The 15,186-nt window shown below is 54.7% G+C and carries 18 protein-coding genes; 15 read left to right on the plus strand and 3 right to left on the minus strand.

Going from position 1 to position 15,186, the window contains the following annotated elements:
- The first annotated feature begins 28 nt into the window (after positions 1-28).
- Complete coding sequence (locus G4551_RS02630; protein ID WP_003839560.1) at positions 29-1,141, plus strand: methyl-accepting chemotaxis protein; 1,113 nt, start codon at positions 29-31, stop codon at positions 1,139-1,141.
- 114 nt (positions 1,142-1,255) lie between these two features.
- On the opposite strand, the gene fbp is transcribed toward G4551_RS02630, so the two are convergent.
- Complete coding sequence (gene fbp, locus G4551_RS02635; protein ID WP_003025742.1) at positions 1,256-2,254, minus strand: class 1 fructose-bisphosphatase; 999 nt, start codon at positions 2,252-2,254, stop codon at positions 1,256-1,258.
- Positions 2,255-2,429: 175 nt separating this feature from the next.
- On the opposite strand from fbp, the gene mpl reads away from it, so the two are divergent.
- Positions 2,430-3,809: a UDP-N-acetylmuramate:L-alanyl-gamma-D-glutamyl-meso-diaminopimelate ligase gene (gene mpl / locus G4551_RS02640; RefSeq protein ID WP_003839563.1), complete on the plus strand. Its 1,380-nt coding sequence runs from the start codon at positions 2,430-2,432 to the stop codon at positions 3,807-3,809.
- Between the two features lie 107 nt (positions 3,810-3,916).
- On the opposite strand, the gene yjgA is transcribed toward mpl, so the two are convergent.
- On the minus strand, positions 3,917-4,468 hold the full coding sequence (yjgA, locus tag G4551_RS02645; protein WP_003839565.1) for a ribosome biogenesis factor YjgA: 552 nt from the start codon (positions 4,466-4,468) through the stop codon (positions 3,917-3,919).
- Between the two features lie 95 nt (positions 4,469-4,563).
- Here yjgA and pmbA point away from each other — a divergent pair, with 95 nt between their 5' ends.
- The 13 genes from pmbA (at position 4,564) to G4551_RS02710 (ending at position 14,679) form a co-directional block, all read left to right on the plus strand.
- The gene (gene pmbA, locus G4551_RS02650) at positions 4,564-5,916 is read left to right on the plus strand and encodes a metalloprotease PmbA (protein ID WP_032937740.1); all 1,353 of its coding nucleotides are present in this window, start codon (positions 4,564-4,566) and stop codon (positions 5,914-5,916) included.
- Between the two features lie 46 nt (positions 5,917-5,962).
- Positions 5,963-6,349 carry a cytochrome b562 gene (gene cybC, locus G4551_RS02655; RefSeq protein ID WP_003025756.1) on the plus strand — a complete coding sequence of 129 codons (387 nt, stop codon included), beginning with the start codon at positions 5,963-5,965 and terminating at the stop codon, positions 6,347-6,349.
- Positions 6,350-6,680: 331 nt separating this feature from the next.
- Entirely contained in the window at positions 6,681-6,989 is a 309-nt protein-coding gene (locus G4551_RS02660; protein WP_003025758.1) for a glycine dehydrogenase, read from the plus strand.
- Positions 6,990-6,999: 10 nt separating this feature from the next.
- A complete protein-coding gene (locus tag G4551_RS02665; RefSeq protein ID WP_003830384.1) occupies positions 7,000-7,362 on the plus strand; it encodes an SFCGS family glycine-rich protein in 363 nt (120 codons plus the stop codon).
- Positions 7,363-7,364: 2 nt separating this feature from the next.
- Positions 7,365-7,664, plus strand: a complete 300-nt coding sequence (locus tag G4551_RS02670) for a DUF4312 family protein (protein ID WP_003025762.1) — start codon at positions 7,365-7,367, stop codon at positions 7,662-7,664.
- Between the two features lie 22 nt (positions 7,665-7,686).
- Positions 7,687-8,463: a DUF4311 domain-containing protein gene (locus G4551_RS02675; RefSeq protein WP_003025764.1), complete on the plus strand. Its 777-nt coding sequence runs from the start codon at positions 7,687-7,689 to the stop codon at positions 8,461-8,463.
- A gap of 11 nt (positions 8,464-8,474) precedes the next feature.
- Positions 8,475-9,119 (plus strand): DUF4310 family protein, encoded by a 645-nt coding sequence (locus G4551_RS02680; RefSeq protein WP_003830379.1) that lies wholly within the window; start codon positions 8,475-8,477, stop codon positions 9,117-9,119.
- Positions 9,120-9,177: 58 nt separating this feature from the next.
- Positions 9,178-10,311: an amidohydrolase/deacetylase family metallohydrolase gene (locus tag G4551_RS02685; RefSeq protein ID WP_003839572.1), complete on the plus strand. Its 1,134-nt coding sequence runs from the start codon at positions 9,178-9,180 to the stop codon at positions 10,309-10,311.
- A complete protein-coding gene (locus G4551_RS02690; RefSeq protein ID WP_003025770.1) occupies positions 10,295-11,413 on the plus strand; it encodes a DgaE family pyridoxal phosphate-dependent ammonia lyase in 1,119 nt (372 codons plus the stop codon). The genes G4551_RS02685 and G4551_RS02690 overlap by 17 nt, the downstream gene beginning before the upstream one ends.
- Positions 11,410-12,150, plus strand: coding sequence for a 2-dehydro-3-deoxy-phosphogluconate aldolase (gene dagF, locus G4551_RS02695; RefSeq protein ID WP_003025772.1), 741 nt, complete (start codon positions 11,410-11,412; stop codon positions 12,148-12,150). Before G4551_RS02690 ends, dagF begins: the two co-directional genes overlap by 4 nt.
- A 21-nt stretch (positions 12,151-12,171) precedes the next feature.
- Positions 12,172-14,085 carry a BglG family transcription antiterminator gene (locus G4551_RS02700; protein WP_003839574.1) on the plus strand — a complete coding sequence of 638 codons (1,914 nt, stop codon included), beginning with the start codon at positions 12,172-12,174 and terminating at the stop codon, positions 14,083-14,085.
- Positions 14,086-14,162: 77 nt separating this feature from the next.
- Positions 14,163-14,405, plus strand: a complete 243-nt coding sequence (locus G4551_RS02705; protein WP_003839576.1) for a type II toxin-antitoxin system RelB/DinJ family antitoxin — start codon at positions 14,163-14,165, stop codon at positions 14,403-14,405.
- Positions 14,395-14,679, plus strand: a complete 285-nt coding sequence (locus G4551_RS02710; RefSeq protein ID WP_003839578.1) for a type II toxin-antitoxin system RelE family toxin — start codon at positions 14,395-14,397, stop codon at positions 14,677-14,679. Before G4551_RS02705 ends, G4551_RS02710 begins: the two co-directional genes overlap by 11 nt.
- Before the next feature lie 3 nt (positions 14,680-14,682).
- On the opposite strand, the gene nrdG is transcribed toward G4551_RS02710, so the two are convergent.
- Complete coding sequence (nrdG, locus tag G4551_RS02715) at positions 14,683-15,147, minus strand: anaerobic ribonucleoside-triphosphate reductase-activating protein (protein WP_003839580.1); 465 nt, start codon at positions 15,145-15,147, stop codon at positions 14,683-14,685.
- Positions 15,148-15,186 lie beyond the last annotated feature (39 nt).

Raw genomic sequence — 15,186 nt, forward strand, 5'->3', positions numbered from 1 at the left:
TTTTAACCCTACAACCGGAAATATAACGATGCCAAAATCCCTTTCAATTCGATCAAGTTTGTTGGTGTTATTGTCTTTGCTGACTTTCCTTCTGTTACTGACCGGTGGTATGGGGCTATATGCCTCGACGCGTGTCATTACATCATTGATTTATCACGGTATTATGAGCGCTGCGATGTTGGCTGCTATCGCATTGCTGGCGGTTATTTGGTTTATGCTGCGAAATAAGTTTCTCAAACCGCTGGATAATATGGTTGAGCAACTGGAACGTCTGGCGACGGGGGATTTATCACCGGTTACCACGCTGTCGGCCAGCGCTGAATTCAACCGACTGAACGCGGCAATGGATGACATGCGCCATGCGCTGGGCGACTCGGTACAACGCGTACGCGATGCCAGTTCGCAAATTGATATTGGCAGTCGTGAACTGACGGCCGGGAACCAGCATCTGGCGCAACGCACTGAATCGACAGCCACTTCACTGGAGCAGACCGCCGCCAGCATGGAAGAACTCACGGCGACGGTGAAACAGAATGCGCAGAACGCGGAACAGGCTCACCAACTGGCAAAATCGGTGTCGGATACCGCCGATCGCGGTAGTGAAATGGTGTGCTATGTGATCGAGAAAATGCGCGATATTTCCGGCAGCTCCAGCCGAATCGCCGACATCCTCAGCGTAATCGACGGTATTGCTTTCCAGACCAATATCCTGGCGCTCAACGCTTCCGTTGAAGCGGCGCGCGCCGGTGAGCAGGGGCGGGGCTTTGCGGTTGTTGCAGGTGAAGTACGTAATCTGGCCAGCCGCAGCGCCGAGGCGGCCAAAGAGATCCGCACGTTAATCAGCGATTCGCACACCCACGTAGGGGAAGGCAGCGAACTGGCGCAGCAGGCGGGCGAAACCATGGATGAGATTGCCAATGAAGTCATGCGCATGACCAAACTGATGCGTGAAATTGCCAGTGCGTCCCAGGAACAGAGTCGCGGCATAGAACAGGTGAATATTGCGGTGATTCAGATGGATGAAACGGCGCAGCAAAATGCGGCGCTGGTACAGCAGTCGTCAGCGGCTACCCGCTCGCTGGAAGAACAGTCTTCAGCGCTAATCGAAGCAATGGCCGTATTTAAGCTACAGACAGCGTAACCGCGCGTAGGCCGGATAAAGGCGTTTACGCCGCCATCCGGCAATATCACCGTATTGTGCCGGATGGCACTTCGCTTATCCGGCCTGCAACGTGCTGTAGGCCGGATGTTGCGCTTACGCGTCCGGGAACTCGCGGATAAAGCGTTCTACATCTTCAACCATATGGTCGTTACCCACGAAGAAGGAGCGGCGCTGGTGCAGGCTTTCCGGGATGATATCCAGAATACGATTTTTACCGTCGCTCGCCTTGCCGCCCGCTTGCTCGGCCAGCAGGGCCATTGGGTTGCATTCATACAGCAGACGCAGTTTCCCTTCCGGGTGGCTGGCGGTGCTTGGGTACAGGTAGATCCCGCCTTTCAGCAGATTGCGATGGAAGTCCGCAACCAGAGAGCCAATGTAGCGCGAGGTGTACGGGCGCTGGGTTGATTTATCTTCTTCCTGGCAGAATTTAATGTACTTCTTCACGCCGTTCGGGAATTTGATGTAGTTACCTTCGTTAATGGAGTACGTGCTGCCTTTCGCCGGGAAGCGCATACGTTCCTGGCTGAGGCAGAATACGCCCAGAGAAGGATCGTAGGTGAAGGCGTGCACGCCACAGCCGGTGGTGTACACCAGCATGGTGGAAGAACCATAAACCACGTAACCTGCAGCAACCTGCTTGTTGCCCGGTTGCAGGAAATCCTCTTCCGTGACCGGAGTACCGACTGGGGTTACGCGGCGGTAAATAGAGAAAATCGTACCGACAGAGACGTTAACATCGATGTTGGATGAGCCATCCAGCGGATCCATTAGCACAACGTATTTAGCGTGTTCACAGCCTTCAAAGACGACGATTTCATCTTCTTCTTCCGAGGCAATGCCCGCCACAATGTCGCGCGCCTTCAGTGCAGCTTTCAGTTTTTCGTTCGCGAACAGATCGAGTTTTTGCTGAACCTCTCCCTGCACGTTCTCAGCACCGCTGGCACCCAGGATATCGACCAGACCGGCCTTGTTGATATCGCGGTGGATGATCTTGGCGCCCAGCTTTATTGCCGACAACAAAGCAGTGAGTTCACCGGTAGCATGAGAAAACTCGTGCTGCTTTTCGACAATAAATTCACCTAACGTTTTCATAACACTTTCCCTGCAATTTATGTGGAGTAAAGCGACCGCAACAATATTAACAAATATTTCCATTGTTGCGCTTAGGTGAATCGCGCCAGCAAACTGCGGAATATCCTGAAATGCGTTTCTCACTTGCCGGACATGTGCGTAAAATGGCCCCCAGATTAAAAAAGGATAGTGACGTATGCGCATTCATATTTTGGGAATTTGTGGCACTTTCATGGGCGGTCTGGCGATGCTGGCGCGCTCGCTCGGTCATGAAGTAACCGGTTCGGACGCCAATGTGTATCCGCCGATGAGTACCTTACTTGAGAAGCAAGGCATTGATCTGATTCAGGGTTACGATGCCAGCCAGCTCGACCCGCAGCCGGACTTAGTGATCATCGGCAATGCCATGACCCGTGGTAATCCGTGTGTGGAAGCGGTTCTCGAGAAGAACATTCCGTACATGTCTGGCCCGCAGTGGCTGCATGACTTTGTATTGCGCGACCGCTGGGTACTGGCGGTTGCGGGTACGCACGGCAAAACCACCACCGCCGGAATGGCGACCTGGATCCTCGAAGCCTGCGGCTATAAGCCTGGCTTTGTGATCGGCGGCGTACCGGGTAACTTCGAGGTTTCTGCGCGTCTTGGCGAAAGCGACTTCTTCGTGATTGAAGCAGATGAGTACGACTGCGCGTTCTTCGACAAGCGTTCTAAATTCGTGCATTACTGCCCGCGTACGCTGATCCTCAACAACCTTGAGTTCGATCACGCGGACATCTTTGACGATTTGAAAGCGATCCAGAAACAGTTCCACCATCTGGTGCGTATCGTGCCGGGCCAGGGACGCATCATCTACCCGGAAAACGACATCAATCTGAAACAGACGATGGCGATGGGCTGCTGGAGCGAACAAGAGCTGGTGGGCGAACAAGGTCACTGGCAGGCGAAAAAACTGACCACCGATGCTTCTGAGTGGGAAGTATGGCTGGACGGTGAAAAAGTCGGCGAAGTGAAGTGGGGCCTGGTGGGCGAGCACAATATGCATAACGGTCTGATGGCGATTGCGGCCGCGCGCCATGTGGGCGTCGTGCCTGCAGATGCAGCTAATGCGCTCGGTTCATTCATTAACGCCCGTCGTCGTCTTGAGCTGCGCGGTGAAGCCAATGGCGTGACGGTGTATGACGATTTTGCCCATCACCCGACGGCCATTCTGGCAACGCTTGCGGCGTTGCGCGGTAAAGTGGGCGGTACGGCGCGCATCATCGCAGTGCTGGAGCCTCGCTCGAACACCATGAAAATGGGCCTGTGCAAAGACGATCTGGCGCCGTCGCTAGGCCGTGCGGACGAAGTGTTCCTGCTGCAACCTCCGCATATTCCGTGGCAGGTAGCCGAAGTCGCTGAAGCCTGCGTTCAGCCGGCACACTGGAGTGGCGATGTGGATGCCCTGGCAGATATGGTGGTGAAAACCGCGCAGCCAGGCGATCACATTCTGGTGATGAGCAACGGCGGATTTGGTGGTATTCATCAAAAACTGCTGGATGGCCTGGCGAAGAAAGCTCAGGCAGAAGCGGAAGAGTAAAAAAATGCCCGGTGGCGCTACGCTTACCGGGCCTACAACGTGTTAACGGATTGTAGGCCGGATAAGGTGATTGCACCGCCATCCGGCACTTTCGGCAGACGAAGAGGTTAGGCCTCGTTTTCCGCCAGTTCACGCAGATACTGGAAGATCTGGCGGGAAGATTTTGGCGGCTTGTTGCCCGCTTTTTCTTTCCTGGCGTTACGTACCAGCGAACGCAGTTGCTGGCGGTCGGCGTCAGGCCACAGACTCATCACTTCTTCGATGGCTTCATCGCTACCGTCAACCATACGGTCACGCAGTTGCTCCAGCTTATGGAAGACAACGACCTGCTGGTTGTGACGATTTTTCAGCTTGTCCAGCGCCTGACGGATAGGATCAACATCGCGCTGGCGCAACATTTTGCCAATCAACTGCAGCTGGCGGCGGCGTCCTTCCATCTTAATACGCTGGGCCAGCTCAATGGCGGCACGTAAATCCGCATCAAGCGGGATCTTATCCAGCGCGTTTTTCCCCAGATCAACCAGTTCCGCACCCAGGCGTTTTAACTCCTCGGCATCGCGTTTAATTTCACTTTTACTGACCCAGATAATTTCATCGTCTTCGTCTTCGATGTCATCACCGGGAACGTCGTCGAGCCAGTCTTCGGGCTGCTTTGTCATTTCAGGCTCCTTAAAAAAAGAGGCTAATGTTACCAGTTAAGATGCGCACTGAAAAACGGTTCTCTGTTAGACTTCAGAGAAACTCTCTCTACATTATGGCATTTGCGATGAAAGTAATCTCACAAGTTGAAGCGCAGCGTAAGATTCTGGAAGAAGCAGTCTCGACGGCACTGGAATTAGCGTCAGGTAAGTCGGATGGCGCGGAAGTCGCTGTGAGCAAGACCACGGGTATTAGCGTCAGCACCCGTTATGGTGAAGTGGAGAACGTCGAATTCAATAGCGATGGTGCTCTGGGGATTACGGTTTATCACCAGAACCGTAAGGGCAGCGCATCGTCCACCGATTTAAGCCCGCAGGCGATTGCACGCACCGTGCAGGCTGCGCTGGACATTGCACGTTACACTTCGCCGGATCCGTGCGCAGGCGTGGCAGATAAAGAACTGCTGGCCTTTGATGCGCCCGATCTGGACCTGTTCCACCCGGCGGAAGTTTCCCCTGATGAAGCCATCGAACTGGCCGCTCGTGCTGAACAGGCGGCGCTGCAGGCTGATAAGCGTATCACCAATACCGAAGGCGGCAGCTTTAACAGCCACTATGGCATCAAAGTGTTTGGTAACAGCCACGGCATGCTGCAGGGCTACTGCTCCACGCGTCATTCCCTTTCCAGCTGCGTGATCGCGGAAGAAAATGGTGATATGGAGCGTGATTACGCCTACACCATTGGCCGGGCGATGGGCGATCTGCAAACGCCGGAGTGGGTGGGGGCTGACTGTGCTCGCCGTACCTTATCACGCCTGTCTCCGCGTAAGCTGTCCACCATGAAAGCGCCGGTGATTTTCGCCAACGAAGTAGCGACCGGACTGTTCGGACACCTGGTCGGCGCGATCGCCGGCGGTTCGGTGTACCGCAAATCCACCTTCCTGCTGGATTCGCTGGGCAAACAAATTCTGCCGGAATGGCTGACTATTGAAGAACATCCGCACCTGCTGAAAGGGTTGGCGTCTTCACCGTTCGACAGTGAAGGGGTACGGACTGAACGCCGTGACATCATTAAAGAAGGCGTGCTGACTCAATGGCTGTTGACTAACTATTCCGCACGTAAGCTGGGCCTGAAGAGTACTGGGCATGCAGGCGGGATCCACAACTGGCGAATTCCGGGACAAGGTCTAAGCTTCGAGCAGTTGCTCAAAGAGATGGGTACAGGTCTTGTGGTTACTGAGCTGATGGGACAGGGCGTAAGCGGCATTACCGGCGATTACTCGCGCGGCGCGGCGGGCTTCTGGGTCGAAAATGGTGAAATTCAGTATCCGGTGAGCGAAATTACCATCGCCGGTAACTTAAAAGAGATGTGGCGCAATATTGTGACCGTGGGGAACGATATTGAAACGCGCAGTAATATCCAATGTGGTTCGGTATTGTTACCGGAGATGAAAATCGCCGGGCAGTAATACTCGTTAAGGCGTTAATTTTTAATAATAAAAAAGGAAGTGAGCAATGCGTAAACACCTGTTAGCGATCGTCGCGGCTTCAACGCTGGTTCTTGGTTCTTCTGCGTTTGCAGCCGATCTCGAAGATGACATGGGGATCCTCAACGACAACCTGAAAATTGTCGAAAAAACGGATAATGCGACTGAACTGAAAGACGCGTTAACCAAAATGCGTGCAGCCGCGCTGGACGCGCAAAAAGGTACGCCGCCGAAGCTGGAAAACAAATCCCCGGACAGCCCGGAGATGAAAGATTTCCGCCACGGCTTTGACACGCTGATCGGCCAGATTGACGGCGCGCTGAAGCTGGCGAACGAAGGTAAAGTTAAAGAGGCGAAAGCCGTTGCGGAAGAGCTGAAAACCACGCGCAACGAAAACCACAAGAAGTTCCGCTAATCTGCGCTACCCGGCCTGCATACCCGTAGGCCGGATAAAATCCCCCGCTACTACACGCCCATAAGTAAACGCTATCCCCATCACATTTTTTCATTTTTATCGTCCATTCATTGTTCGCACTTCCTTCCATTTTGCTGCCCACTCTTGCGATCTCAATCACATTCTTCCGGTGATAAATCGTGGTTCCAGCCCTTTTTGCGGCACAGATCACTATCGCTGCACACCTTTCCACTTCGAAGTGGAAAACAACTCGCTACAAACTTATAACCTCCGTCGCTAATTTACCCTCAGAGACATTAACGGGGTAAGACGAGTGAATAACGGAGCTGTAATGAATGACATGGGGGAATCGGTGGAACTGGCCGACCGCATGCTGGCGCAGGTGTATGCCTTGCTGCGTGAACGCAACATTATTCCCAACGCCGTACAGGAACAGATGCTGACGTCGCATGTTCGCGCCATGGCGCACCGCTCGGTAACGGGTGAACCCTTACCAGAAGTCGATGCCAGCTTGTTTGATGAAATATCTGCCGAGTCAATGGCGCTTGCCCGCGACGTGGTCGCCGAGTTTGGCAATCTTCCTGAGGAAGAGGCCTGGCTGCTGTCGGTGCACTTTGAAGTCGCGAAAGACAACCTTTAAGGAGAAAAAGATGGAACAGATTACCGTAGTGATTGGCGATCGTCTGGGTAAAGGCCAGAAAGTGGCGGCAGGCGTAGAGAAAGCGGGTGGCCGTGCCGTTGTGGTGCCGGGCGTTGCAGCAGATATGAAGCTGGGTGACGTGATGAAGGCGGAAAACGCCACCTTTGGTATCTCGTTTTGCGGCAGCGGTGGTGCGGGTGCGATTACTGCGCAGACCAAATACGGCTACAAGGCGAAATACGGCATGCGTTCGGTCGATGAAGGGGTAACCGCCATCAACGAAGGGTGCAACGTACTGGGATTCGGCTTTATGGACAAAGAAGAGCTCGGCGAGCGCCTGGTGCAGGCCTGGCAAAAGAAACACGGCGCTTAAGCATGAAAGAGCAATTCACCACCACGGTGAGAGTCACGGGTAAGGGCGAGACCAAAGCTCGCGCCTTTGCCGATGCCCTGAACCACGTTCAGGCTGCGGTGATGAAAGCGTCGCCGCATATCTTACTGCGTATTGAGCCACAGGATGTGCAGGTTGTTCAAGCGCGTGAATCGGTGCGTAAAGAGGCGTTTTTATTCCTCTTTTTGCGCCGGGAAAGACGCACTTTCAGCGTGGAGCTGGACGTGACCGTCAACGTGACTGCCATCAATCTCGACAAGGTGGATTTCGTTACGCAACGCTGATTTTCTATTAAAAGGCATAATTATGTTCCTGATAATATTAATAAAATCGCTCATCATCGGCGCGTTGGTTGGCGTTGGTGTCGGCGCTGGGGCTGCACGCATGTTTCATGCGCCTACCACTCAAGGGATGGGCGCGTTTCGTACTCTTGGAGAACTGAATTCCTGCGAAGGGGATCCGGCTTCTCACTTCTCGTTCGGTCTGGGCTTCTTCTTTAACGCCTGGGCTTCCTCCGTTGCGGCGGGGGCGTTCACTCAGGACGTCGACCATCGCATCATCCCCAACTGGGGTGCCGCCGCGCTGATGATTAAAAATCGCAACGTCGGTGAAACGCTGCACGATCCTAAGCGCATGGCAATTGCCTGCGGCGTTATCGGGATGATCGTGGTGACCTTCCTGAACCTCACTGCGTCATCCGTACCGGAAGCGCTGCAGGTTACCGCCGTCAAGGTGCTGGTGCCAGCGGCTAACCTGCTGGTTAACACCGTGATGCCGGTGATCTTCTGGCTGGCGGCGATCGACGCCGGTAAGAAATCCGGCTTCTGGGCCACCGTTTTTGGCGGCGCGGCGCAGCTGATCATGGGCAACGCCGTTCCGGGGCTGGTGCTCGGTATTCTGATCGGCAAAGGTGTTGAAGAAAGCGGCTGGAACCACGTCACGAAAGTGATGATGGTAGCTATCGTCGCGCTGTTTGTCCTGAGCGGCTTCTTCCGCGGTTTCGATATGAAGATGATCGAATCCTTCCATCTGACCGTGCCTAACTGGCTCGAACTTATCCACAACTCGCTCAGCGGCAAATAACGGAGGTCATCATGGAACAGAATAAAGGTTTTTGGTTCGCTGACTGGTCGTTCCCGATCTTCGTGGGCCTGCTCTCATCCGGCGTATTTGCCGGAACGCACATGTACTACCTGTACGGTATTGGCGCATTTAACGAAGTGGCTTTTGTGGCGATGCTGAAGGCGGGAATGGATACCGGCTCCTACGGGGCGGTGGCGGCATTTGGCGCAAGTTTCCTGTTTGCCCGCATCATTGAAGGTTCGCTGGTGGGGATTCTGGATATCGGCGGGGCGATTCAGACCGGGGTTGGGTTAGGCGTTCCGGCGCTGCTACTGGGCGCGGGCATTATCTTCCCGGTCGCCAACTTTGCCGCCTCGCTGGTCACCGGTCTGGTGATTGGTCTGGCGATTGGCTACATCATCATTCTGGCGCGTAAGTTCACCATCAACCAGAGCGACTCAACCTACGGTGCGGACGTCATGATGGGGGCCGGTAACGCCTCCGGCCGCTTCCTCGGACCGTTGATTATCCTCAGCGCGATGACGGCTTCTATTCCTATCGGAATCGGTTCTCTGGCGGGTGCGCTGCTGTTTTATCTGTGGCAAAAACCGATTACCGGCGGGGCGATCCTTGGGGCAATGATCCTCGGGTCCATCTTCCCGATTGCCATTAGCTAACTGTTGATTTGCAGGCCGGATAAGGCGGTTACGCCGCCATCCGGCATAGGAGAGAGCGATGTTTGATTTACTCCTGCGCCGTGCGCGCCTCGTTGACGATACGGTGAGTGATATTGCGCTCAAAGACGGCAAGATCGCGGCGTTGGGCGACGTTGATGGCCCGGCGCTGAAAACCATTGAGCTGGGCGGCGAGTGCTACGTCAGCGCAGGCTGGATTGACTCCCACGTTCATTGCTACCCGAAATCCCCGATTTACCACGACCAGCCGGATAGCGTCGGTATTGCGACTGGCGTCACTACTGTGGTGGATGCGGGCAGTACCGGGTCGGATGACATCGACGATTTTTACACCCTGACCCGGGAAGCTGCCACCGAGGTGTATGCGTTGCTGAATATCTCTCGCGTTGGGCTTATCGCCCAGAACGAGCTGGCCAACATGGCCAATATTGACGCTGATGCGGTGCGAGAGGCGGTGAAACGCCACCCTGATTTTATCGTCGGTCTGAAGGCACGTATGAGTAGCAGCGTAGTCGGTGAAAATGGCATCACCCCGCTGGATCGCGCCAAAGCGATGCAAAAAGAGAACGGCGACCTGCCGCTGATGGTGCACATCGGCAACAACCCGCCGGACCTGGATGAGATCGCCGAGCGCCTGAGCGCGGGTGACATCATTACCCACTGCTACAACGGTAAGCCGAACCGCATTCTGACGCCGCAAGGCGAGCTGCGGGCGTCAGTGACGCGGGCGATTTCACGCGGCGTGCGTCTGGACGTTGGGCATGGCACCGCCAGCCTGAGCTTTGCGGTGGCAAAACGCGCTATTGAACTGGGGATTTTGCCACACACCATCAGTTCCGATATTTACTGTCGCAACCGTATCAGCGGCCCGGTGCATTCTCTGGCGAATGTGATGTCGAAATTTCTCGCCATTGGGATGTCGCTTCCGCAGGTCATTGAGTGCGTTACCGCCAATGCTGCCGACGGCCTGCGCCTGAAACAGAAGGGGCGACTGCAGGTCGGTCTTGATGCTGATTTAACCCTCTTTACGCTTAAGCGCCAGCCAACCGTGCTGGTAGATGCAGAAAACGACAGCCTGCAGGCTGAACAACTGCTGGTGCCGCTTGCCGCAATACGTGCGGGCAAGGGCTATACGACCGAACAAGGGAGCGCGGAACATGCCTTCGATTTTTGAGAAATACGATTTAAAACAGGTGATTAATACCTCCGGCCGCATGACGGCGCTTGGCGTTTCCACGCCGCGACCAGAAGTGGTTGAAGCGGCGATGGCGGGGATGAACCACTATTTCGAGATGAAAGATCTTGTCAATAAAACCGGCGACTACATCGCGAAATTGCTGGAAGTGGAAGGGGCAACCGTTGTCTCTTGCGCCTCGGCGGGGATCGCCCTGTCGGTGGCTGGCGTATTGGTTAAAGACAGCGACTGGCTGCTGGAGAACCTGCACGTCACGCCCATCGAGAACAACGAAATCGTGCTGCCCAGAGGCCACAACGTCAACTTTGGCGCTCCGGTGGGGACCATGGTGGCGCTTGGCGGCGGTAAGTTAGTAGAGGCTGGTTATGCCAACGAATGTTCCGCGGCGCAGCTGGCGGCGGCCATTACACCGCGTACGGCGGCCATTCTGTATATCAAATCTCACCACTGCGTCCAGAAAAGTATGCTCAGCGTGGAGCAGGCTGCGGTGGTGGCGCGTACGCATAACCTGCCGCTGATCGTGGACGCGGCGGCGGAAGAAGATTTGCAATGCTACTACCGGGTTGGCGCAGATCTGGTTATTTATAGCGGCGCGAAGGCGATTGAAGGACCAACCAGCGGTCTGGTGATAGGTAAAACCCAGTACGTTGAGTGGGTGAAACGCCAGACGGCGGGAATTGGCCGGGCGATGAAGGTGGGGAAAGAGGGAATTCTTGGCCTAACCTGCGCCATCGAACTGTATCTGAACGCGCAGAAAGAGAGTGGCGCGGAGATGGTCGAGAAAATGACGCCGTTCATTAATGCGTTGAACCAGCTTAACGGCGTGAGCGCCCGCGTGGTGTGGGATAGCGCAGGGCGCGACATCGCACGCACGGAAATTAAGTTTGATGAAGCGGTAACCGGGATCGCCACGGGCGAACTGGTTGAAGCCCTGAAACAAGGCGAGTACGCGATTTACTTCCGTGGTTACAAAGCTAACGAAGGCATTATCGAAGCCGATGTGCGCAGCGTCGATCGTGCGCAGCTGGAGATTGTGGCCCGTCGAATTGGTGAAGTGATTTCGCAGGAGAAAGAAGTATGAAACTGACCCCTAACTTTTATCGCGACCGCGTCTGCCTGAACGTGCTGGCAGGCTCCAAAGAAAATGCGCGGGATATTTACGCGGCGGCGGAAGGACACGTGCTGGTTGGTGTGTTGTCAAAAAATTACCCGGATGTCGCAAGCGCAGTAGCGGATATGCGTGAATACGCAGCGCTTATCGACAATGCGCTCTCCGTGGGATTGGGGGCAGGCGACCCAAACCAGTCGGCGATGGTCAGTGAAATTTCCCGTCAGGTACAGCCGCAGCATGTTAATCAGGTCTTTACCGGCGTGGCCACAAGTCGCGCGCTGCTGGGCCAGCAGGATACAGTAGTCAACGGTCTGGTCTCGCCAACCGGCATGCCGGGCAGGGTGAAAATCTCCACCGGTCCGCTGAGCAGCCAGACGCCGGACGGTATTGTGCCGGTAGAAACCGCGATTGCGCTGCTCAAAGATATGGGCGGTAGCTCGATTAAATACTTCCCGATGGGCGGCCTGAAATGCCGTGAAGAGTACATTGCCGTAGCGCAGGCCTGCGCCCGTCATGACTTCTGGCTGGAGCCAACCGGCGGTATCGACCTGGATAATTTCACTGAAATCCTGCAGATTGCCCTCGATGCCGGAGTGAGTAAAATCATTCCTCACATCTATAGTTCGATTATTGATAAGGTGAGTGGTAACACTCGTCCGGATGACGTACGCCAGCTGATGGCGATGACCCGGGCCTGCGTAGGCTAACTGACTGATGAGGAAACTGACGTGCGATTCCCCAACCAACGTTTAGCACAGCTGTTTGACATGTTGCAAAACGAAGCGCTTCCACAGGACGAGCTGGCGCAGCGGTTGTCGGTTTCCACACGCACCGTACGGGCGGATATCACCGCGCTAAACGCGCTGCTCACCCAGTACGGCGCACAGTTTGTCCTCAGCCGGGGTAACGGTTATCAGCTCAAAATTGACGACCCGGCAAGTTATAACACCCTGCAAACGCAGCAGCCCAACGCGTTGCTACGCATCCCTCGAACCAGCCAGGAACGGATACACTGGCTGGTGGTGCGTTTTCTGACGTCGGCTTTCTCGCTAAAGCTGGAAGATTTGGCTGATGAATGGTTTATCAGCCGCGCGACGCTGCAAAACGATATGGCTGAGGTGCGCGAGCATCTGCAACGTTATCATCTGACGCTGGAAACGCGTCCCCGTCACGGCATGAAACTGTTCGGCAGCGAAATGGCGATTCGCGCCTGTTTGACCGATCTGCTGTGGACGCTGGCACAGCAGGATCCGCAGCACCCATTAGTGATGCAGGAGGCGCTTAATGCCGGGATCCCTGAGCAGCTACAGCCCGTTTTACAGGATATTTTCGCTCGTTTTCATATTCGTCTGACCGATGAGGGCGAGCTGTTTTTACGCTTGTACTGCGCGGTGGCGGTACGGCGGATTAGCGAAGGGTATCCACTCCCGGATTTTGCCGCAGAAGAGGCCGATCAATCGGTGTGCCTGGCCACGCGGGAAATCGCGGCGGTACTGCACCGCCTGGCAGACAAACCGCTTTCCGTTTCCGAAGAAAACTGGCTACAGGTGCATATTGCTGCCCGCCAGGTACAAGAGATCGCGCCCAGTGCTATCAATGCGGATGATGATGAAGCGTTGGTCAATTACATCCTGCGTTTTATCAACACCCAGTACAACTACAACCTGTTGAATGACAAACAGTTGCATGCTGACCTGCTGACGCATATTAAGACGATGATCACCCGGGTGCGTTACCAGATAATGATCCCCAATCCGCTGCTGGAAAATATTAAACAGCACTACCCCATGGCGTGGGACATGACGCTGGCCGCCGTCTCGGGATGGGGAAAATATACGCCGTACACCATCAGTGAAAATGAGATCGGCTTCCTCGTGCTGCATATTGGCGTCGGGCTGGAGCGTAGTTACAACATCGGTTATCAGAGACAGCCGAAGGTTCTGCTGGTATGCGATGCCGGAAATGCGATGGCGCGGATGATTGAAGCGGTGCTGGCGCGTAAGTATCCGCAGATAGAGATCGTCGATACCGTCACGCTGCGTGACTACGAACAGCGGGAAAGCATCAGCGAAGATTTTGTCATCTCTACCGCGCGGATCGGTGAAAAAGATAAGCCTGTAGCGATGATTGCGCCGTTCCCGACCGATTATCAACTGGAACAAATTGGCAAACTGGTGCTGGTGGATAGAACCCGCCCGTGGATGTTGAACAAATTCTTCGATGCCGCCCATTTTCGTGTAATTGACGAGCCAATGGATCAACAAACGTTGTTCAAAACCTTATGCCGTCAGTTGCAGGATGAAGGTTTTGTCGACGCAGAGTTCCTTGATTCTGTGGTTGAGCGTGAGGCCATCGTCAGCACCATGCTGGGTGACAGCATTGCCCTGCCGCACGCCCTCGGTCTGCTGGCCAAGAAAACGGTGGTCTACACCATACTCGCCCCGCAGGGTATCGCCTGGGGCGATGAAACCGCGCACGTGATCTTCCTGCTCGCCATCAGTAAAAGCGAGTACGAAGAAGCGATGGCGATCTACGATATTTTCGTCACCTTCCTGCGTGAACGCGCCATGACGCGGCTCTGCGCATGCCGGAATTTCACCGAGTTCAAAACCGTCGCCATGGAGTGTGTCAGTCGTTTTTGAGAGGCGTTATCCAGAATTCGATGTAATGCGTATGTAATGTTAAACTGCATTACACATTCGATTCTACTGGAGGCATAATGGCCACGCTGAACGTCCGTCTGGATGACAAACTCAAAAATGAGGCTTATGCCGTGCTGGAAAAACTGAACATTACTCCAACGGAAGCTGTGCGATTACTGTTTCAGTACGTCGCGGAAACGGGGCGCATGCCAGTGAAAACCGTCACCGTTAGCGACAGCGAAGATACACTGATTCAGACAGTCCGGGAGAGGCTGGCCAGCCCGCAAAAAGGAATCAAGGTTAGTCTGGATGACTTATGAACTGGAATTCGACCCGAGAGCCTTAAAAGAGTGGCATAAACTGGGTGATACGGTGAAGGCTCAGTTTAAGAAGAAGTTGGCCGACGTGTTGTTGAACCCCAGAATTGACTCTGCCCGTTTAAACGGTCTTCCAGATTGCTATAAAATTAAGCTTAAATCGTCCGGCTATCGTCTGGTGTACCAGGTTCGGGATGAGGTTGTGACCGTGTTTGTTGTCGCGGTCGGCAAACGAGAACATTCGGCCGTTTATCTCGATGCAAACAAACGGCTTTAGCGATCAACGCAAATGATGTACAACCTGGTTGCTGCTGCCGCGCCAGATTAGCGCCGGGTCTTTAAGATCCTGCACGTATTTGCCATCGACCAGTACGTTGATGAGATCGACCACCTGCATTTGCGCGGCGTTGAGTTCATCGAGCTTGTAGCCGGTCCACACCCAGATATCTTTGCCGGGGCACTCAGCGCGAACGCGCTGCACTAGTTGCAGGATTTCCGGCACGTTTTGCGGATGTAGCGGATCGCCACCGGAGAGCGAGATCCCCTGACGCTTGATTCGCGTATCGTTCAGATCGGCAATGATCTTGTCTTCCATCTCTTTGGTAAATGGCTCGCCGGAATTGAGCCGCCAGGTGCTTTTGTTATAGCAACCGGGACATTCATGCACGCACCCGGACACAAACAGCGTGCAGCGGGTGCCGGGGCCGTTAACGATGTCGACGGGATAGTATTGGTGAAAGTTCATTTTCGCTTCTCATCCGCTTATCAATTCGCGCCATAGCTG

It is taken from the genome of Citrobacter freundii ATCC 8090 = MTCC 1658 = NBRC 12681 (assembly GCF_011064845.1).
Taxonomy (GTDB): domain Bacteria; phylum Pseudomonadota; class Gammaproteobacteria; order Enterobacterales; family Enterobacteriaceae; genus Citrobacter; species Citrobacter freundii.